The 19,201-nt window shown below is 65.1% G+C and carries 15 protein-coding genes; all 15 read right to left on the reverse strand.

Going from position 1 to position 19,201, the window contains the following annotated elements:
• Window positions 1–50 precede the first annotated feature (50 nt).
• Window positions 51–809 carry an SDR family NAD(P)-dependent oxidoreductase gene (locus ACSVIK_RS08160; RefSeq protein WP_442443843.1) on the reverse strand — a complete coding sequence of 253 codons (759 nt, stop codon included), beginning with the start codon at window positions 807–809 and terminating at the stop codon, window positions 51–53.
• A 328-nt stretch (window positions 810–1,137) separates the two neighbouring features.
• A complete protein-coding gene (urtE, locus tag ACSVIK_RS08165) occupies window positions 1,138–1,836 on the reverse strand; it encodes an urea ABC transporter ATP-binding subunit UrtE (protein WP_017678742.1) in 699 nt (232 codons plus the stop codon).
• 98 nt (window positions 1,837–1,934) lie between these two features.
• Window positions 1,935–2,771 carry an urea ABC transporter ATP-binding protein UrtD gene (urtD, locus tag ACSVIK_RS08170; protein ID WP_442443844.1) on the reverse strand — a complete coding sequence of 279 codons (837 nt, stop codon included), beginning with the start codon at window positions 2,769–2,771 and terminating at the stop codon, window positions 1,935–1,937.
• Window positions 2,768–3,856, reverse strand: a complete 1,089-nt coding sequence (gene urtC, locus ACSVIK_RS08175) for an urea ABC transporter permease subunit UrtC (RefSeq protein WP_442443845.1) — start codon at window positions 3,854–3,856, stop codon at window positions 2,768–2,770. The genes urtD and urtC overlap by 4 nt, the downstream gene beginning before the upstream one ends.
• Complete coding sequence (gene urtB / locus ACSVIK_RS08180; protein ID WP_442443846.1) at window positions 3,856–5,427, reverse strand: urea ABC transporter permease subunit UrtB; 1,572 nt, start codon at window positions 5,425–5,427, stop codon at window positions 3,856–3,858. Before urtB ends, urtC begins: the two co-directional genes overlap by 1 nt.
• Before the next feature lie 110 nt (window positions 5,428–5,537).
• Complete coding sequence (urtA, locus tag ACSVIK_RS08185) at window positions 5,538–6,803, reverse strand: urea ABC transporter substrate-binding protein (RefSeq protein WP_442443847.1); 1,266 nt, start codon at window positions 6,801–6,803, stop codon at window positions 5,538–5,540.
• 76 nt (window positions 6,804–6,879) lie between these two features.
• The gene (locus ACSVIK_RS08190; protein ID WP_442443848.1) at window positions 6,880–7,584 is read right to left on the reverse strand and encodes a GntR family transcriptional regulator; all 705 of its coding nucleotides are present in this window, start codon (window positions 7,582–7,584) and stop codon (window positions 6,880–6,882) included.
• Between the two features lie 8 nt (window positions 7,585–7,592).
• On the reverse strand, window positions 7,593–9,392 hold the full coding sequence (atzF, locus tag ACSVIK_RS08195) for an allophanate hydrolase (RefSeq protein WP_442443849.1): 1,800 nt from the start codon (window positions 9,390–9,392) through the stop codon (window positions 7,593–7,595).
• A 280-nt stretch (window positions 9,393–9,672) separates the two neighbouring features.
• The gene (locus tag ACSVIK_RS08200) at window positions 9,673–10,269 is read right to left on the reverse strand and encodes a MarC family protein (RefSeq protein WP_442443850.1); all 597 of its coding nucleotides are present in this window, start codon (window positions 10,267–10,269) and stop codon (window positions 9,673–9,675) included.
• A gap of 40 nt (window positions 10,270–10,309) precedes the next feature.
• The gene (locus tag ACSVIK_RS08205) at window positions 10,310–13,090 is read right to left on the reverse strand and encodes a response regulator (RefSeq protein ID WP_442443851.1); all 2,781 of its coding nucleotides are present in this window, start codon (window positions 13,088–13,090) and stop codon (window positions 10,310–10,312) included.
• Window positions 13,091–13,201: 111 nt separating this feature from the next.
• Window positions 13,202–14,491, reverse strand: a complete 1,290-nt coding sequence (purD, locus tag ACSVIK_RS08210) for a phosphoribosylamine--glycine ligase (protein WP_442443852.1) — start codon at window positions 14,489–14,491, stop codon at window positions 13,202–13,204.
• 110 nt (window positions 14,492–14,601) lie between these two features.
• A complete protein-coding gene (gene purH, locus ACSVIK_RS08215; protein WP_442443853.1) occupies window positions 14,602–16,209 on the reverse strand; it encodes a bifunctional phosphoribosylaminoimidazolecarboxamide formyltransferase/IMP cyclohydrolase in 1,608 nt (535 codons plus the stop codon).
• A 99-nt stretch (window positions 16,210–16,308) separates the two neighbouring features.
• A complete protein-coding gene (gene fis, locus ACSVIK_RS08220; RefSeq protein WP_268179136.1) occupies window positions 16,309–16,629 on the reverse strand; it encodes a DNA-binding transcriptional regulator Fis in 321 nt (106 codons plus the stop codon).
• Entirely contained in the window at window positions 16,626–17,624 is a 999-nt protein-coding gene (dusB, locus tag ACSVIK_RS08225; RefSeq protein ID WP_442443854.1) for a tRNA dihydrouridine synthase DusB, read from the reverse strand. The genes fis and dusB overlap by 4 nt, the downstream gene beginning before the upstream one ends.
• A gap of 231 nt (window positions 17,625–17,855) precedes the next feature.
• Window positions 17,856–19,073, reverse strand: a complete 1,218-nt coding sequence (locus tag ACSVIK_RS08230; protein ID WP_442443855.1) for a DUF3426 domain-containing protein — start codon at window positions 19,071–19,073, stop codon at window positions 17,856–17,858.
• Window positions 19,074–19,201: the final 128 nt, after the last annotated feature.

Raw genomic sequence — 19,201 nt, forward strand, 5'->3', positions numbered from 1 at the left:
TACGGGCGGGTTCGCTGTCGATGACCCCGACCCGCGTTACGAAGCGCCTTTCAATCGCGGTCGACGGCGAAGGCCGACCAGGCCTGGCGGCTGGGCATGATCTCCAGGCGGTTGATGTTGATGTGATCCGGCAGAGTGGCGACGTAGAAGATCTGCTCGGCGATATCCTCGGCAGTCAGCGGCGTGGTGGTGCCGTACAGCGCATCGGAAGCGGCCTGGTTGCCTTTGGTGCGCACCAGGGTGAATTCGGTCTCGGCCATGCCGGGGGCGATGTCGGTAACGCGCACGCCGGTGGACACCAGATCGCAGCGTAGGTTGAAGCTGAACTGCTTGACGAAGGCCTTGGTGGCGCCATAGACATGGCCGCCCGGGTAGGGCCATTCGCCAGCCACCGAACCGATGTTGATGATGCTGGTGCCCTTGCCGATCTCCAGCAGTTTGGGCAGTACGGCGTGAGTGACGTTGACCAGGCCGGTGATGTTGGTGTCGATCATGGTGTGCCAGTCTTCCAGGGCCACCTTCTGCGCGGCCTCCGGGGCCAGGGCCAGGCCGGCGTTGTTGACCAGTACGTCGATGCGCTCGAACGGCGCCTGCAGGCTGTCGACCAGGGCCTTCACGGCAGTAGCATCGCGCACGTCGAGCGCAGCGATGTGTACCGGCACCTTGTCCTGCAGCTCCTGCTTCAGTGCCTCCAGGCGCTCCAGACGCCGGCCGCTGAGCACCAGAGCCCAGCCGGCCTCGGCGAAGCGTCGTGCCGTGGCGCGGCCGAAACCGGATGTCGCGCCCGTGATGAATGCCACCTTGCTCATGGATAACCTCATTTCGCTGTTAGGGTGTATGGCCCGCTTGAGCCTGCGCTGTCGGGCGCAGGCCGGGCCGTGCACTCGCCCCGTTGCACCAGGGGCAGGGCGCCAGTGTAAGACCTTAACCGAGTCGCTGCGCTGACAGTTGGCCGCAGATTCACGCGGACAGTTCGAGGAACCTGCGTACTCGCTCGGTTGCGGGGGAAGCGCCAGTGGTTCCGCAACGATTGCCGAGGATGGTGTGTCGAGGGGCATCACTGCGCAGCTCAGGAGCCTGGGTGCGCAATGGTGGACAAGAACAGCGTTGCCAGCCCGAGCGGGCGGGGGAGCGGGGCTAGATCGCCACCAACCCGCGCACGCCTTCGGCTTCCATGTTGGCGCCACGGCCCTGCTGGACGATCTCGCCGCGGCTCATCACCAGGTACTGGTCGGCCAGTTCGGCGGCGAAGTCATAGAACTGCTCCACCAGCAAGATGGCCATGTCACCACGGGCGGCGAGTTTCTTGATCACCGCGCCGATCTCTTTGATCACCGAGGGTTGGATGCCTTCGGTGGGCTCGTCGAGGATCAGCAGGCGCGGCTGGCTGGCCAGGGCGCGGCCGATGGCCAGCTGTTGCTGCTGGCCGCCGGAGAGGTCGCCGCCACGGCGATGCTTCATCTCGCGCAGTACCGGGAATAGCTCGTAGATGAATTCCGGCACTGCCTTGGCCTGGCTGCCAGGAAAGCGCGACAGGCCCATCAGCAGATTCTCTTCCACCGTCAGGCGACCGAAGATCTCACGTCCCTGTGGCACGTAGGCGATACCGGCATGCACCCGCTGGTGCGGCTTGAAGCCGGTGATGGCCTTGCCTTCCCATTGCACGCTGCCGTCCTTGGCCGGGATCAGGCCCATCAGGCACTTGAGCAGGGTGGTCTTGCCCACGCCGTTGCGACCGAGCAGGCAGGTGACTTCGCCGACCTTCACGTCGAACGACAGGCCACGGAGGATATGGCTGCCGCCGTAGTACTGATGCAGTTGTTGGACTTGGAGCATGATTCAATTCCTCGTTCTTGGAGCTGCAAGCTTCAAGCGGCAAGCCACAAGTAAAAGCGGCACGGGCCTGCTTCTACTTGCCGCTTGTAGCTGGCGCGTCAGCGCCCCAGATAAACCTCGATCACCCGCTCATCGTTCTGCACCTGCTCCAGCGAGCCTTCGGCCAGCACGCTGCCCTGGTGGAGTACGGTGACGTGGTCGGCGATGGAGCCGACGAAGCCCATGTCGTGCTCCACCACCATCAGCGAGTGCTTGCGCGCCAGGGACTTGAACAGTTCGGCGGTGAATTCGGTCTCGGCGTCGGTCATGCCTGCCACCGGCTCGTCGAGCAGCAGCAGGTGCGGCTCCTGCATCAACAGCATGCCGATCTCGAGGAACTGCTTCTGTCCGTGGGAAAGCAGACCGGCTGGGCGGTTGCGCGAGGCTTCCAGGCGAATGGTGCCCAGCACTTCCTCGATGCGATCCTGCTGTTCGCCGCTGAGCCTGGCGCGCAGGCTGGCCCACACCGACTTGTTGGTCTTCTGCGCCAGCTCCAGGTTCTCGAACACCGTGAGCGCCTCGAACACCGTGGGCTTCTGGAACTTGCGACCGATGCCGGCCTGGGCGATTTCCACCTCGCTCATGCGGGTCAGGTCGAACTGTTCGCCGAAGTAGGCCACGCCGTTGTCCGGGCGGGTCTTGCCGGTGATCACGTCCATCATGGTGGTCTTGCCGGCGCCGTTGGGGCCGATGATGCAGCGCAGTTCGCCGACGCCGATGTACAGGGTCAGGTCGGTCAGGGCCTTGAAGCCATCGAAGCTGACGTTGATGTCTTCCAGGGTGAGGATGGTGCCGTGGCGCACGTTGACGCCCTTGCCCAGCACCGGGCGGGTGTCCAGCGCCGTCGGGTCCAGAGCGGCTTCGAGCATGGTTTCGGGTACCGGAGTGGCTCTCATTGATCCTTCTCCTTGCGCAACAGACCGATTACGCCCCTAGGCAGATAGAGGGTGACGATGATGAACAGCGCGCCCAGGGCGAACAGCCAGTATTCGGGGAAGGCCACGGTGAACCAGCTCTTCATGCCGTTGACCAGGCCTGCGCCGAGCAGCGGGCCGATCAGCGTGCCGCGCCCGCCCAGGGCGACCCACACGGCGGCCTCGATCGATTGGGTTGGCGCCATCTCGCTGGGGTTGATGATGCCCACCTGCGGCACGTACAGGGCACCAGCCAGGCCGCACAGCACCGCCGATAGCACCCAGATGAACAGCTTGTAGCCGCGTGGGTCGTAGCCGCAGAACATCAGGCGGTTCTCGGCGTCGCGCAGGGCGGTAAGCACCCGGCCGAACTTGCTGCGCGCCAGGCGCAGGCCCAGGTACAGGCTGCCCAGCAACAGCACCACGGTGGCCAGGAACAGCGCTGCCCGGGTGCCCTGGGCGGTGATGTCGAAGCCGAGGATGCGGGTGAAGCCGGTGAAGCCGTTATTACCGCCGAAGCCGGTTTCGTTGCGGAAGAACAAGAGCATGCCGGCGAAGGTCAGCGCCTGGGTCATGATCGAGAAATACACGCCCTTGATCCGCGAGCGGAAGGCGAAGAAGCCGAACACCAGGGCCAGCAGGCCGGGCGCCAGCACCACCAGGCACAGCGCCCAGAGGAAGCTGGAGGTGCCGTACCAGTACCAGGGCAGCTCGTTCCAGGCCAGGAAGCTCATGAAGGCCGGCAGACCGTCACCGGCCGCTTCGCGCATCAGGTACATGCCCATGGCGTAGCCGCCGAGGGCGAAGAACAGGCCATGGCCCAGCGACAGCATGCCGGCGTAGCCCCACACCAGATCCAGAGCCAGGGCGACGATGGCGTAGCAGAGAATCTTGCCCACCAGGGTGAGGCTGTAGGCCGTCACATGCAGGGGGTGCTCGGCGGGCAGCAGGTGCAGCAGCGGCATGGCTATCAGCACGGCCAGCACCAGCAGGCCGATGGCAATGGAGACCTGCGGGCCGAGCTTGGTGCTGGCACGGGCCAGCAGGGTTTGGTTTGGTGCATTCATCAGTCGATCACCCTTCCTTTCAATGCGAACAGGCCTTGCGGGCGTTTCTGGATGAACAGAATGATCAGCGCGAGGATGAGAATCTTGCCCAGCACGGCACCGATCTGCGGTTCGAGGAATTTGTTCAGCACGCCCAGGCCGAAGGCGGCCAGCACGCTGCCGGCCAACTGGCCGACGCCGCCGAGCACCACCACCAGGAAGGAGTCGATGATGTAGCTCTGGCCGAGATCCGGGCCGACGTTGCCGATCTGGCTCAGGGCCACGCCACCGAGGCCGGCGATGCCCGAACCGAGGCCGAAGGCCAGCATGTCCACACGGCCGGTGGGCACGCCGCAGCAGGCGGCCATATTGCGGTTCTGCGTCACCGCCCGCACGTTGAGGCCCAGGCGTGTCTTGTTCAACAGCAGCCAGGTCAGCACCACCACGAACAGGGCGAAGCCGATGATGACGATACGGTTGTATGGCAGCACCAGGTTGGGCAGCACCTGCATGCCGCCGGACAGCCAGTAGGGGTTGGCCACTTCGACGTTCTGCGCGCCGAAGGTGACGCGCACCAGTTGAATCAGGATCAGGCTGATGCCCCAGGTGGCCAGCAGGGTTTCCAGCGGGCGGCCATAGAGGTGACGGATCACCGTGCGCTCCAGGGCCATGCCGATGCAGGCGGTGACCACGAAGGCGATTGGCAGGGCGGCCAGTGGGTAGAGCGCGAGGTAGCCGGGAGCAAGATTCTGGAAGGCCAACTGCACCACGTAGGTGGTGTAGGCACCGAGCATCAGCATTTCGCCGTGGGCCATGTTGATCACCCCGAGCAGGCCGAAGGTGATGGCCAGGCCCAGGGCCGCCAGGAGCAGGATGGAACCCAGCGACAGGCCACTGAAGGCCTGGCCGAGCAGTTCGCCGATCAGCAGTTTGCTGTTGATCTGCGCCAGGCTCTGGCGCGCGGCGGTCAGTACCTGGGCATCGCTCTCCTGGCCGCCGTCGATGAGCGCCTGCAGGCGCGTGCGGGCCAGTGGGTCGCCGGTTTCACCGAGGCGCTGCACGGCGGCCAGACGCACGGCCGGGTCGCTGGCGTCCAGTTGCAGGTTGGCCAGGGCCAGGGCGATGGCGTCCTGCACCTGTTCGTCGGCTTCGATGCTCAGACGGTTTTCCAGCAAGGGTTGCAGTGTCGCTGGCGTATTGCGTTGCAGTTGCCGGGCAGCGTCGAGGCGCAGGGTGGCATCGTCAGCGAGCAAGCGGTGGCTGGCCACGGCGACGGCAGTCAGGCCGCGCAGGCGGTTGTTCAGGCGCAATTTGCGTGGCGTGCCGTTGGCAGTGGCATCGCCCGTGGCGGCGAGCCAGGTGCCGTCCTGTTCGATGAAGGCACGCTTGTCGGCATCGCGTGCTACGCGGCCTTGTTGCAGGGCCAGCAGCAGGGGCAGGCGGTCGGCCTTGGGCGCGGCAGCCCAGGCTTGCAGCAGCTTGGCCTGCTGGCTGGAGTTGGCGGCGGCGAAGTCGTCGGCTTCGCCAGCGCCCGCGGCCAATGGCAGCAACAGCAGCAGGCTCAGAAGAATTCGGATCAGGGCAGTGGGCATAAGGGAATCCTTGGCGTAGCCCGGATGCAATCCGGGACAACTCTCCCCGGATTGCATCCGGGCTACTTTGTCCTCTCCCTGCGCGGTCGGCGCAGGGAGGGGCTTTTGCCTCAGTTCGACTTCACCGGGTGATCCGGCTTCTTGTCGTTGCCTTCGATGTACGGGCTCCACGGCTGGGCGCGGATCGGGCTCTCAGTTTCCCAGACCACGGAGAACTGACCGTCATCCTGGATTTCACCGATCATCACCGGCTTGTGCAGGTGGTGGTTGGTCTTGTCCATGGTCAGGGTGAAGCCGCTCGGCGCGTCGAAGGTCTGCCCGGCCATAGCTTCACGCACCTTGTCGACGTCGGTTGTGCCGGCCTTCTCTACGGCCTGTGCCCACATGTGGATGCCCACGTAGGTGGCTTCCATCGGGTCGTTGGTCACCACGGTGTCGGCGTTCGGCAGGTTCTTGGCCTTGGCGTAGGCCTTCCAGTCGGCGACGAACTTCTCGTTGACCGGGTTCTCCACGGACTCGAAGTAGTTCCAGGCTGCCAGGTGGCCGACCAACGGCTTGGTGTCGATGCCGCGCAGTTCTTCCTCGCCCACCGAGAAGGCCACTACCGGCACGTCGGTGGCTTTCAGGCCCTGGTTGGCCAGTTCCTTGTAGAAGGGCACATTGGAGTCACCGTTGACGGTGGAGACCACGGCAGTCTTGCCGCCAGCGGCGAACTTCTTGATGTTGGCGACGATGGTCTGATAGTCGCTGTGGCCGAAGGGGGTATAGACCTCTTCGATATCCTTGTCGGCAATGCCCTTGCTGTGCAGGAAGGCGCGCAGGATCTTGTTGGTGGTGCGCGGGTAGACGTAGTCGGTGCCGAGCAGGAAGAAGCGCTTGGCGCCGCCGCCATCTTCGCTGAGCAGATATTCCACCGCCGGGATCGCCTGCTGGTTTGGCGCGGCGCCGGTGTAGAAGACGTTCGGCGACATCTCTTCGCCTTCGTATTGCACCGGGTAGAACAGCAGGCCGTTGAGTTCCTCGTAGACCGGCAGCACGGATTTGCGCGATACCGAAGTCCAGCAGCCGAAGGTCACCGCCACCTTGTCCTGGGTCAGCAACTGGCGGCCACGCTCGGCGAACAGCGGCCAGTTCGAGGCCGGGTCCACCACCACCGGCTCCAGTTGTTTGCCGAGCACGCCGCCCTTGGCGTTGATTTCGTCGATGGTCATCAACGCCATGTCTTTCAGCGAGGTTTCGGAAATGGCCATGGTGCCGGACAGCGAGTGCAGGATGCCGACCTTGATGGTCTCGGCGGCCTGGATGGTCCAGGACAGGCCCATGGCGGCGATGGAAGCGGAAAGGGTGAAGGCCTTGATCAGGCTGCGACGTTGCATGGGGCGATCTCCATTCACAATTGTGAGTAAGTGGACAGCTCTTTATTGTTCGGCAGTGATGCAAAGGTCATGTGCGTCACCCTTGCACCGGTAGCGCCCGCTTTCGGGCGCTGTGCAGCATGTGCAGGGTGATCTTGTGTACTTGCGCCTTGCTGACCTCGATGTGGGTCTTGAGCAATAGCTGTGCCTCTTCTGGGCGATGGCTGAGAATTGCCGTGAGAATCTGCGCATGTTCGGCGTAGGTCAGCTCGATACGCGGCGCCTGAGTGAAGTCCAGACGCCTTAGAATGCGGATCTTCTCGCTGACCTCGCGGTGCACGCGGGCCATTTCCTGATTGCCGGCAGCCTCCATCAGCAGGCTGTGAAAGGCTTCGTCAAGCCGTGCAACCTGGCTGCCGTCCTGCAGTTGTTGTTCTTTGCGCACCATCCAGGTGCGTTCAAGCATTTGTAGTGCAGCGCAATGTTCGTCCATGGGGCGCTGGCAGATTCGGCGCACGGCTTCCAGTTCCAGCACGATGCGCAGCTCGTAGAGTTCGTCGAACTGGACGAAGTCCAGCGCACGCACTTGCCAGCCGCTGCGAAAGTGCACTTCCAGGTAGCCTTCGCGCTGCAGGCGGTGCAGGGCCTGGCGCACCGGCGTGCGGCTGGCGGCCATGCGTGTGGCGACCTCGCCTTCGGAGAAACGCTCGCCAGGCATCAGGCGGAACTCGAAAATATCGTCCTTGAGCCGGGCGTATATGCGCTCGGCCAGGCTCTGTGGGCGTTCAGCGGCGCGCGACATGAGCGGCGTCAGGCCTGGGTGCTGGCGATAAAGGCGCGCCAGCCGCCGAAGCTGGTGATGTCACGCGCGCCGTCCAGCGCATAGGGCTCGCAGATGAAGCCCTTGACCCAGCGGCCGTCGGCCAGCTCCAGGTTGCCGATGCCCAGTGGCGGCGGGATCTCCGCGACGAACTCGCCGAAGCGCGCCTGCGGCACGTCCCACAGCTCGACGATGATCTCGGCGCCGTCTGCGGCGACTCGCGCCAGGCCAGGCTTGGGCGGCACGGTGCCGGGCAGGGCGTAGAGGCGGTAATGCGCGGCGCTGCTGGTCTGCTCCACCAGCACGGCATCGCGGCTGGTGAGCTGGAAGTTCAGCGGCATGCCGGTCAGGTGCGCGCCGACCACGGCGACGCGGATGCAACCGGGTGCTGGCTTTTCGCTGGCGGTTTGCGCTGGCAGCGGCTTGCCGGTAGCGCCCAGCGGCAGGGCCAGTGCCTGCTGCCAACGCTGACCGAAGGCGGCCAGCGCCTGGTCGTGCCAGGCCGGGGCGATCAGGGTGATACCGGCCGGCAGGCCGTCCTCGCGAAAGCCTGCCGGTACAGCGAGGGCGGACAGGTCGGCGAGGTTGGTGAAGTTGGTATAGGTGCCAAACTGGCTGTTGTAGAGCACGGGCTCGGCGTCCATCTCGGCCAGGGTGCGAATGGTCGGCGAGGTGGGGACCACCAGGGCGTCGAAGCCAGCCAGTGCATCGTTGATCACGCGTCTCAGCTCGGCGCGGATGTATTCGGCCTTGTAGGCATCGCAGGCGCTGTATTGGTGGCCATTTTCGACGATGCCACGCACCACCGGGTTGATGTGCTCGGGGTTCACGCCTTCCACCGCTACGGTGCGTTCGGCGACCCAGGAACCGTAATAGAGCTGCTCGGCCAGTTGCTGGAAGGGGGCGAAATCGATCTCCACCAGCTCGGCGCCCAGCTCGCGCAGTGTGCCCAGGGCTTTCTCATAAACGGCCTGGTTCTGCGTGTCGCCGAAGAACTCGGGGTTGCCCGGCACTGCCAGGCGCGGCCGGACTGGCATGCCGACCTTGGCGCTGTTGGGGTTCTGCCGGCTGTAGGCATCGGCGGCGTCATAGCCGCCGGCGATACTGGCCACGGCCAGGGCATCGCTGACGGTCAGGGCGAACACCGAGATGCAGTCCAGGGTGCGGCAGGCCGACACCAGGCCGGTATTGGGCAGCCAGCCCTTGGTCGGCTTGAGCCCGACGATATTGTTGAAACCTGCTGGTACGCGGCCCGAGCCGGCGGTATCGGTGCCCAGGGCGAAGGGCACCAGGCCACGGGCGACCACGCTGGCCGAGCCGGAGCTGGAGCCGCCGCTGACGTAAGCCGGGTCGAAGGCGTTGGATACTGCGCCATAGGGCGAGCGGGTGCCCACCAGGCCGGTGGCGAACTGGTCGAGGTTGGTCTTGCCGATGAGGATGGCGCCAGCCGCGCGCAGGCGCGCCACCACAGTGGCATCGGCTGCGGCGCTGTAGGCGAACTCGGGGCAGGCGGCGGTGGTGGGCCAGCCGGCGGCGTCAATATTGTCCTTGATGGCGAAGGGTACGCCGTACAGTGGCAGCTTGCCGGTGTCGCCGTCGGCGGTTTGCAATGCGGCGGCCAGGGCCGCGAGTTGATCGTCGAGCTGCGCTGCGCTGGCCAGGGCGATCCAGGCGTTGTCATCGGTGCGCAGCTCTCGGCGCAGGGCGTGCAGCAATTCGGCAGGGGATTGGCCATCGTGGTAGGCCTGCTGCCATTGCGCGAGGGTGAAGGCGTGAGGTGCGCTGTGCATGTGTTGAGATCCCATCTTGTATCCAAGTTGGGATCAGCAGAGCAATGAGGGTGCCAGTTTTGCCCGGGCCTGTATTCTCGGGGATATCAGGGGCGCGGCAGGGTTTTGGGCGCGAGGCGTTGCACCGAGGCGGGGCCGGCCTGCAAGCCAATGGTGCAAGGTTTTAACGGCTGGCGGTGCGCGCAGCGCACCCTAGGCTTGTCCGCCTTGTAGGGTGCGCCGTGCGCACCGCTCGCGTTCTATGGTGCTGGTGCGCATAGCGCACCCTACGCCTGCGGCCTCAAGGCATCAGATAGTTCTTCACCCCGGTGAAGATGATCTGCGCGGCCAGGGCACAGACGAACAGGCCCATCAGACGGCTGACGATCTGCAGGCCCTGGTCGCCGAGCAGGCGCTCGAAGCGGTTGGACAGGTACAACACCACCCCCACGGTGAAGCTGGCGAGCAAGATCGCCGCCAGCGCCACCAGCTTGTCTTCCCACTGCGGGTGGCTGGCGCCCATCAGCAACAGGGCGCCAATGGTGCCAGGGCCGACGGTCAGGGGGATGGTCAAGGGCACGATGGTCACGTCCTGCTGCACGTTATCGCTCTGCACCGCCGACTTGCCCTGAGCCATGCCCAGGGCGGAGATGAACAGCACGCTGCCAGCGCCGATGCGAAAGGCGTCGATGGTGATGCCGAACAGGGTGAAGATGTGCTTGCCGAACAGGTACAGCAGCACGCTGGCGATCAGCACCCCCAGTGCCACCTTCCAGGCCAGGCGCTTGCGCTCCTTGAGGGTGTAACCACGGCTCAGGCCGATGAAGCAGGAAAGAACGAAGAAGGGGCTGTAGAGCACCAGCAGTTTCAGGTAGAGGCTGAACAACTCGGACGCCATTGGGCAGGCTCGCAGAAAACGTGAAGAGAAGAATGGACGATCAGTGTGGCAGCGCGTCACGTTGGCGTTGCAGCTCACGCTCGGCGATCCAGTGCTCGATCAGCTCGCGCAACTGCGACAGCTCCACCGGCTTGGACATGTGCCCGTCCATGCCCACGGCGCGGGCGCGCTCCTTGTGCTCGTCGAGGATATGCGCGGTCAGGGCCACTACCGGGGTGCGCGGGCGGCCTTCGCGGGCTTCCCAGGCGCGCAGTTGCTCGGTGGCGGAGAAACCATCGAGCACCGGCATTTCACAGTCCATCAGCACCAGATCGTAATGCTTGGCCTTCATCGCGCCGAGGGCTTCCTCTCCGTTGCTGGCGGTGTCCGGCTGCAGGTTGAGCTTGCCCAGCATGCCGCGGATGACCTTGGTGGAGATGCTGTTGTCCTCGGCTACCAGGATGCGGAAGTCGGCCGGCACGTTCAGCGGGGCGCTCACCAGCGTCGGCGCTGCCTGGGCTGGAGTGTCGTTGGGGCGCTGCGCCAGTTCGTCGGCCAGGGTGGTCTTGAGCGTGTAGCCGGCCACCGGCTTGGCGAGGATGCGCTTGATCCCGGCGTTGCGCGCGATCACCTTGCTCGGCGCGTTGCTGATGCCGGTGAGCATGATGATCAGGATGTCGTGGTTGAGGCTGGGGTCTTCCTTGATCCGCGCCGCCAGTTGCATGCCGGTCATGCCGGGCATGTCCTGGTCGAGCAGTACCGCGTCGAAGTATTCGCGCATGTGCGCCTTGGTGCGCAGCAGGGCCAGAGCCTCCTTGCCGGAAGGCACGGCGCTGACCTGCAGGCCCCAGGCGTTGCACTGCTGCACCAGCACCTTGCGGCAGGTGTCGTTGTCGTCCACCACCAGCAGGCGGGCGCCCTGCAGCGGGCTGTCCAGGTCGGTTTCCGGCTGCTCCAGGCGGGCCGCATCCAGCGGCAGGCTGAGCCACAGGGTGCTGCCCTGGTTGTTGCCGGCCTGGATGCCAAAATCGCCGCCCATCATGCGCACCAGTTGGCGCGCGATGATCAACCCGAGGCGACCGCCCAGGCGGGTCGCGGCGAGGAAATCGCGGCTGTGCAGTTCGGCGTTGAGCAGGGCGTCGCGCTCTTCGGGTTGCAAGGGGCGGCCGCTGTCCTGCACGGCGATGCGCAGGCGATGCTGAGCATTGCTGCTGTCCAGCGCGGCCACCAGCAGAATCTCGCCCTCGTCGGTCTGCTTGAAGGCGTTGTCCAGCAGGCTCAGCAGGGCCTGGCGCAGGCGCGTGGGGTCACCGCTGATGACCCGTGGCACCTGCGGCTGGATGAAGCTGATCAGTTCCACGCGCTGCTGCTCGGCCTTGGCGCGGAAGATGTCGAGGCAATCCTCGATCAGCGCGCCGAGGTCGAACTGCACGTCGTCCAGTTCGATCTGCCCGGATTCCAGCTTGGAAATGTCGAGGATCTCGTTGATCAGGGTGAGCAGTTCGTTGCCCGAGCTGTGGATGGTCTGCACGTAGTCGCGCTGCTTGGCCGACAGCGGCGTGCCCAGCAGCAGCTCGGTCATGCCCAGCACGCCGTTCATCGGGGTGCGGATTTCGTGGCTGATCTTGGCCAGGAACTCGGCCTTGGCGCGCAGCTCGGCGCTGCTGGCGGCCAGTGCGGTGCGGCTGTCGAGGGTGGCGGACGTGATCTCGCGCTGGCGTTCGGTCAGCGACACGCTGAGGATCAGCCCGGCCAGGGTGGCCACGCTGAATACGCCCAGCACCAGCCAGCCGGGGTTGAGCTGCTCGACGCCGAACAGCACCGGCACGAAGAAGCCGAAGCCCATGTTGAACACCAGGGTGCCCACCATCACCAGGCGAATCGGCTGATAGCCGGCGCGCCAGTGCAGGCTGCTCACCAGCAGCAGGTTGAGGGTGCTCAGGGCGACCAGCAGGTAGACCAGCGAGCTGAACCAGAGCAGCCCGGTCACGGCGATCAGCAGGCCATAGGCTGCCACCAGCAGGGCGTTGATCTGCAGCAGGCGGTTGAGTGGGCTGCGCTGAACGTGCGAGCCGTGCACGAAGGACAAGCCGAAGGCCAGCACGCAGAAGGCGGCGGACAACGCGGAAAGGTCGGCCACCAGCGACTGGTTGTAGCCCAGTTTTGGCAGCCACTGGGCGAGTACGCCAAGGTTGGCCGCCGAACAGATGCCCAGGCTCAGGTTCACGCCCGACAGCCACAGGCTGCTGGCGCTGCGGCTGTAGAGGAAGCGAATGAGGTTGTACAGGGTCAGCAGCAAGAGGGCGCCGAACAGCACGCCGTAGAGGTAGGCGGGTTTCTCCAGCCCCACCAGCTCGGCCTGATCCATGATCTTGAACCAGGTCATCAGCGGGTGGTTGGAGGTCAGACGAACATAGGCGACGCGCGCCTGCTGGTCGTTGGGCAGCGGCATCAGGTAGAAGCGCGAGGGCAGCGGCCGTGACTCCAGCGGCATGGCCTCGCCGGTGTGCAGGTTCTGCTCCAGCTGGCCGTCCTTGAGCAGGTAGTAGTCGAGAAACTGCACCCGTGGCGAGAAGATCCACAGCCAGGTCGGTTCGCCCTGTGGCGGTATCTCGACGCGCAGCCAGACGGCATGGTCGCTGGGGGGGAAGGTGAAGGACTGTTTGCTGAGCGGTTTGAATTGCTGACGTTGCGCGCGCACTTCGTCAAGGCTCAGGCGTGCGCTGCTGTCGACCAGGTAGGACCAGTTCTGCAGGCCGATCTGCGTGGTGGCGCTGGCTGCCAGAGGAAGGGCAAGCAGCACGCTGGCGAGTAATCCTATGGCGATCCACAGCCGCTTCACGGGCAAGTTCCTTCTAAACGAGTGGCCGGATTATAGCCAAGCATTTGCCCAGGCGAATACGGCACAGGCGGCGTTTTTTGGCCCGCCTGTGCCCGTTCTTCGGTGCAACGATCAGCTTTCGCCGCGCTCACGGGCGATGGCTCGGTAGCCGATATCGTTGCGGTGGAACATACCGTTCCAGCGGATCTTCTCGGCCAGGCGGTAGGCCTGCTGCTGGGCATCGGCGACGCTGGCGCCGATGGCGGTGGCGCAGAGCACGCGACCGCCGGCCGTGACGGTCTGGCCATCCTTCAGCGCGGTGCCGGCGTGGAACACCTTGCCGTCGAGCTTGGCCGCTTCATCCAGGCCCTCGATCACGTCGCCCTTGGCGTAGTCGCCCGGATAGCCGCCGGCAGCCAGCACCACGCCCACGGTCGGACGCGGATCCCAGGTGGCTTCCACCTTGTCCAGCGCCTTGGCCAGCGCGGCCTCGACCAGCAGCACCAGGGAGGATTCCAGGCGGCACATGATCGGCTGGGTTTCCGGGTCGCCGAAGCGGCAGTTGAACTCGATGACCTTGGGCGCGCCGCTCTTGTCGATCATCAGGCCGGCATAGAGGAAACCGGTATAGACGTTGCCTTCGCTGGCCATGCCGCGCACGGTGGGGTAGATCACCTCGTCCATCACGCGCTGGTGTACCTCGGCGGTGACCACCGGCGCCGGCGAGTAGGCACCCATGCCGCCGGTGTTGGGGCCGCTGTCGCCGTCACCGACACGCTTGTGATCCTGGCTGGTGGCCATGGGCAGCACGTTGGTGCCGTCGACCATGACGATGAAGGAGGCTTCTTCGCCGTCGAGGAACTCCTCGATGACCACGCGTGCGCCGGCGTCACCGAAGGCGTTGCCGGAGAGCATGTCGCGCACGGCGGCTTCGGCTTCTGCGAGCGTCATGGCGACGATCACGCCCTTGCCCGCGGCCAGGCCGTCGGCCTTGATCACGATGGGTGCACCCATCTCGCGCAGATAGGCCAGTGCCGGTTCGACTTCGGTGAAGTTCTGGTAGTCGGCGGTGGGGATCTTGTGCCGAGCCAGGAAATCCTTGGTGAAGGCCTTGGAGCCTTCCAGTTGGGCGGCGGCGGCGGTGGGGCCGAAGATATCCAGACCGCGCTTGCGGAACAGGTCGACCACGCCTTTGACCAGCGGCGCTTCCGGGCCGACGATGGTCAGTTGCACGTTCTTCTCGGCGAAATCGGCAAGCTGCTCGATGGCCAGCACGTCGATGGCGACGTTTTCGCACTTGGCTTCTAGCGCAGTGCCGGCGTTGCCCGGGGCGACGAAGACCTTCTCGACGCGCGGATCCTGCGCCGCTTTCCAGGCCAGGGCGTGTTCGCGACCGCCGCTGCCGATGATCAAAACCTTCATGAATCTCTCCTACGGAGAGAGCTGCAAGCCTCAAGCCTCAAGCTGCAAGTGAAAGCAGGTGGATGCCCGCTCTTGCTTGCAGCTTGCAGCTTGCAGCTTGCAACTCGCTGTTAGTGGCGGAAATGGCGCATGCCGGTAAACACCATGGCAATGCCGGCTTCGTCGGCAGCCGCGATCACCTCGTTGTCGCGCATCGAGCCACCCGGCTGGATCACGGCGGTGATACCGGCCTTGGCGGCGTTGTCGATGCCGTCGCGGAAGGGGAAGAAGGCGTCCGAGGCCATGACGGCGCCCGGTACCGGCAGGCCAGCGTGCTCGGCCTTGATGGCGGCGATGCGCGCGGAGTTGACGCGGCTCATCTGGCCGGCGCCGACACCCACGGTCTGGCGGTTCTTGGCGTAGACGATGGCGTTGGATTTGACGAACTTGGCCACTTTCCAGGCGAAGATCAGGTCGTGGATTTCCTGCTCGCTCGGCGCGCGTTGGGTGACGATCTTCAGGTCGGCGGCTGCGATCATGCCGATGTCGCGGCTCTGCACCAGCAGGCCACCGTTGACGCGCTTGAAGTCCCAACCGGCAGCACGCTCGGCCGGCCACTCGCCGCACTCGAGCAGGCGCACATTGGCCTTGGCGGCGACCACTTCACGGGCAGCGGCGGAGATTTTCGGGGCGATGATCACTTCGACGAACTGGCGCTCGACGATGGCCTGGGCGGTTGCGCCATCCAGCTCGCGGTTGAAGGCGATGATGCCGCCGAAGGCCGACTCGGTGTCGGTGGCATAGGCCAGGTCGTAGGCCTTGCGGATGCCGCCTTCGTCTTCCGGTACCACGGCCACGCCGCAGGGGTTGGCGTGCTTGACGATGACGCAGGCCGGCTTGACGAAGCTCTTCACGCACTCCAGCGCGGCGTCGGTGTCGGCCACGTTGTTGAACGACAGTTCCTTGCCTTGCAGTTGCACGGCGGTGGAGACGCTGGCTTCGCCCTTCTTCGCCTCGACATAGAACGCCGCGCTCTGGTGCGGGTTCTCGCCGTAGCGCATTTCCTGCGCCTTGACGAACTGGCTGTTGAAGGTGCGCGGGAAGGCGCCGCGACCCTCGGTGGAGAGGGTTTCACGGGCCTGGTCGATGGTGCCCAGGTAGTTGGCGATCATGCCGTCGTAGGCCGCCGTGTGCTCGAAGGCCTTCAGGGCCAGGTCGAAACGCTGGGCATAGGTCAGGCCGCCGGCTTTCAGCGCCTCGAGGATGCCGGCGTAGTCGCCGGTGTTGACCACGATGGCTACGTCCTTGTGGTTCTTCGCCGCGCTGCGAACCATGGTCGGGCCGCCGATATCGATGTTCTCGATGGCGTCGGGAAGCGAGCAATCAGGCTTGGCCACGGTGGCCTCGAACGGATAGAGGTTGACCGCCACCAGGTCGATCGGCTTGATGCCGTGCTCGTCCATCACCGCGCCGTCCAGCGCACGACGGCCGAGGATGCCGCCGTGGATCTTCGGGTGCAGGGTCTTCACGCGGCCGTCCATCATTTCCGGGAAGCCGGTGTAGTCGGCGACTTCCACCGCAGCCACGCCGTTGTCCTTGAGCAGCTTGTAGGTGCCGCCGGTGGAAAGGATCTCGACACCGAGGGCGGCCAGTTCGCGGGCGAACTCGAGGATACCGGTCTTGTCGGAAACGCTGATCAGCGCGCGGCGGACGGGAAGGCGGGTGGTTTGGTCGGTCATAACGATTCCATCAGAGGTTAGCTGCAAGCTGCAAGCTGCAAGCCGCAAGCTACAAGAGCAAGCGCATCTGCTTGCCGCTTGAAGCTTGCCGCCTGCGGCTCAGAGGAGGTCGTACTGCTTGAGTTTCTTGCGCAGGGTGCCGCGGTTCAGGCCGAGCAGTTCGGAGGCCTTGGTCTGGTTACCTTTCACATGATTCATGACGGTTTCCAGCAGCGGTGCTTCGACTTCGGTGAGCACCAGGTTGTAGACGTCGGTGACGTCCGCGCCCTCGAGATGGGCGAAATAGTTGTGCAGCGCCTTTTCCACGGCGCCGCGCAGGGTCTGGCCCTCTTCGCTCGGCGTGTTCAGGTGCTGTTTCAGGCTGGTGTTGTCACTCACGGGTGCAATTCCACTCACTAAGGTCTCATTCATCAACGTCATGCGGCCACCTCGTTTCCTTCTTCATAGCGCTCGCGGAGAAACGCGCGAACCTGGGCGCATTGAGCGTCCTTATCGTCCAGACGGTTGAATTGGGCGCGAAACTCCCTGGCGCCCGGCAGGGTTGCCAGATACCAGCCGACATGCTTGCGGGCGATGCGTACGCCCATCTCGTCGCCATAGAAGGCGTGCAAGGCGGTCAGGTGCTCTAGCAGAATGCGTTCCACTTCGTGCAGCGTAGGGGCCGGGAGCAGTTCCCCGGTGCGCAGGTAGTGTTCGATCTCGCGGAAGATCCACGGCCGGCCCTGAGCGGCGCGGCCGATCAGCAGGGCATCGGCGCCAGTGGCGTCGAGCACGGCGCGGGCCTTTTGCGGAGAGTCGATGTCGCCGTTGGCGAACACCGGAATGGATACCGCCTGCTTGATGGCGGCGATGGTGTCGTACTCGGCTTCGCCGGTGTACAGGTCGGCGCGGGTGCGGCCATGTACCGACAGCGCGGCGATGCCGGCGTCTTCGGCGATCTTCGCCACGTTCACGCCGTTCTTGTTCTGCCGATCCCAGCCGGTGCGAATCTTCAGAGTGACCGGCACGTCCACCGCGGCGACCACCGCGTCGAGGATCTCGCGCACCAGCGGCTCGTCACGCAGCAAGGCGGAACCGGCGGCCTTGTTGCACACCTTCTTGGCCGGGCAACCCATGTTGATGTCGATGATCTGTGCGCCCAGCTCGACGTTCTTGCGCGCGGCTTCGGCCATCATCTGCGGGTCGCCGCCGGCGATCTGCACCGAGCGCGGCTCGGGATCGCCACTGTGCAGCAGGCGCAGGCTGGACTTACGGCTGTTCCACAGGCGTACATCGCTGGTGACCATCTCCGACACCACCAGGCCGGCGCCGAGGCGACGACACAGCTGGCGGAAGGGCCGATCGGTGACGCCGGCCATGGGGGCCAGGATCAGGCGATTGGGCAATGTGTAGGTGCCGATGCGTGGGGCCGACATGGGGCGTCCCTGCTTGTTGGTTCGCGGTTGAGTAATGTTGGCGATCAACACCCGTCCTCCACTGTCTTCACGGGGAGGACGATGGTGGGTTGGTGCTCGCGAAAGGGTGGGCATGATACCCGCTCTGGATGACCGGATAAAGGCTGTTTTGAACAAATTCTGAACAGCGCCAGGCTTATTGCCGAGAGTTAGAAAAAGCCCCTTGACGGCAGCAAAGACGAGGGCTAGCGGCTATTCCGGGGAGTGGAAGCTGAGGCTGTAGTTCACCGCCCGTGGGCCTGGGTCGAGAATGTCCAGGGAGATGTGGATGGGCGTCTGCGGCGGCATTTCGCTCTGCCCGGCCAGCTCGCCGGCCAGGTATTCGCTGGGTTTGAAGCGGCGACTGGCCACCAGTTGTCCGCCCAGGTCGGCGAAGCGCATTTCCAGCAGCGGGAAGGGTTGGGCGAAGGGCGCGCGGTTGTAGAGGATGGCGTCCACCACCAGGGCGCCGGAGAATTCCGGATGGCTGCGCACCACCAGATTGCTGCTGCGAATCTGGCTGATGTCCACCTTCGACGGCAGGCTGCAGCCGATGCTTGGGCAGAGTTGCTCGAACCAGGGGCGGTAGCGATCCTGGCGCGCCAGCTCGTCGAAGTTGTAGACCGCATACTGCGCCAGCAGGCCGGCGAGGGCGAGCAGGTTGAGCAGGCTCCAGCCGAACACGCGGCCCCAGGAGATGCTGCGTTGCGGCTGCCAGTCCAGTTGCAGCGGCTCGTCGTCCAGCTCGAACAGATGATCGCGGCCCAGGTTGGGTTCGCTGCGCGGCGCTTCGCCGCGCGTGTCGGGAGTCTGGTCGTCGCTGAGCGGCGGTTCTGGCTCGTCGTCGGCGTCGAGCAGGCCTAACGGCGGCTCGTCGCGTTGCTCGTCGGGCGTAGCCTCGGGCTTGGCCGGCGTGCTGGGTACGGCCGGACGCGGGGCTGGGGCTACCGGCGTGGGTGTCGGCGCGGTTCTGGCGGGTGCAGGGGGGGGCGACTCGTCAGCCGTTTCCTTGCGTAGCAGGGCTTCTGCCCAGGCTTCATCCTGCACCTCGTCGGGCTCGCTCGCAGCGAAGCCCGGTGCCGGGCGCGGCGTGTTTTCCAGGGCGAGGAACTGCTGGGAGAGCTGCTGCTCCTGGGCTTCCAGCTTGGCCAGTTCTTCGTCGAGGTCGAGGCTGTCGAGATCCAGATCGTCGTGGATCCACAGGGTATCGTCCGGCTTGGCCTTGCTGGCGGGCTTGCTGCTGGAGGTCTTGGCCTTGTCCGGCGCGGCGGCTGCCTTGGGCGTCGGGGTACCGAAGAGCTGCTCGGCAGCATTGAACACATGCAGGCAAGCGCCGCAGCGCACCACGCCATGGGCCGCCGCCAGCTGCGCCTGGCTGACGCGGAAGCTGGTTCGGCAATGGGGGCACTGGGTAACGTGGCTTTCGCTCATGCAGGAGTCCGGTCGATCGAGGCGCTTAGTCTAAAGGAGCAGCTTCAAGCTGCAAGCCACAAGCTACAAGTCAGAGAAAGAAGCGCGCCTCTATCCTGATTCGCTTGCAGCTTGCAGCTTGCAGCTTG

The sequence above is a fragment of the Pseudomonas sp. NCHU5216 genome (assembly GCF_052156495.1).
In the GTDB taxonomy this organism is placed as follows: domain Bacteria; phylum Pseudomonadota; class Gammaproteobacteria; order Pseudomonadales; family Pseudomonadaceae; genus Aquipseudomonas.

Excerpts from the sequence above, each read along its gene's own strand:
- ACSVIK_RS08160 (WP_442443843.1), bottom strand. The coding sequence starts at position 809 with ATGAGCAAGGTGGCATTCATCACGGGCGCGACATCCGGTTTCGGCCGC.
- urtE (WP_017678742.1), bottom strand. The coding sequence starts at position 1,836 with ATGCTCCAAGTCCAACAACTGCATCAGTACTACGGCGGCAGCCATATC.
- urtD (WP_442443844.1), bottom strand. The coding sequence starts at position 2,771 with ATGAGAGCCACTCCGGTACCCGAAACCATGCTCGAAGCCGCTCTGGAC.
- urtC (WP_442443845.1), bottom strand. The coding sequence starts at position 3,856 with ATGAATGCACCAAACCAAACCCTGCTGGCCCGTGCCAGCACCAAGCTC.
- urtB (WP_442443846.1), bottom strand. The coding sequence starts at position 5,427 with ATGCCCACTGCCCTGATCCGAATTCTTCTGAGCCTGCTGCTGTTGCTG.
- urtA (WP_442443847.1), bottom strand. The coding sequence starts at position 6,803 with ATGCAACGTCGCAGCCTGATCAAGGCCTTCACCCTTTCCGCTTCCATC.
- ACSVIK_RS08190 (WP_442443848.1), bottom strand. The coding sequence starts at position 7,584 with ATGTCGCGCGCCGCTGAACGCCCACAGAGCCTGGCCGAGCGCATATAC.
- atzF (WP_442443849.1), bottom strand. The coding sequence starts at position 9,392 with ATGCACAGCGCACCTCACGCCTTCACCCTCGCGCAATGGCAGCAGGCC.
- ACSVIK_RS08200 (WP_442443850.1), bottom strand. The coding sequence starts at position 10,269 with ATGGCGTCCGAGTTGTTCAGCCTCTACCTGAAACTGCTGGTGCTCTAC.
- purD (WP_442443852.1), bottom strand. The coding sequence starts at position 14,491 with ATGAAGGTTTTGATCATCGGCAGCGGCGGTCGCGAACACGCCCTGGCC.
- purH (WP_442443853.1), bottom strand. The coding sequence starts at position 16,209 with ATGACCGACCAAACCACCCGCCTTCCCGTCCGCCGCGCGCTGATCAGC.
- fis (WP_268179136.1), bottom strand. The coding sequence starts at position 16,629 with ATGACGTTGATGAATGAGACCTTAGTGAGTGGAATTGCACCCGTGAGT.
- dusB (WP_442443854.1), bottom strand. The coding sequence starts at position 17,624 with ATGTCGGCCCCACGCATCGGCACCTACACATTGCCCAATCGCCTGATC.
- ACSVIK_RS08230 (WP_442443855.1), bottom strand. The coding sequence starts at position 19,073 with ATGAGCGAAAGCCACGTTACCCAGTGCCCCCATTGCCGAACCAGCTTC.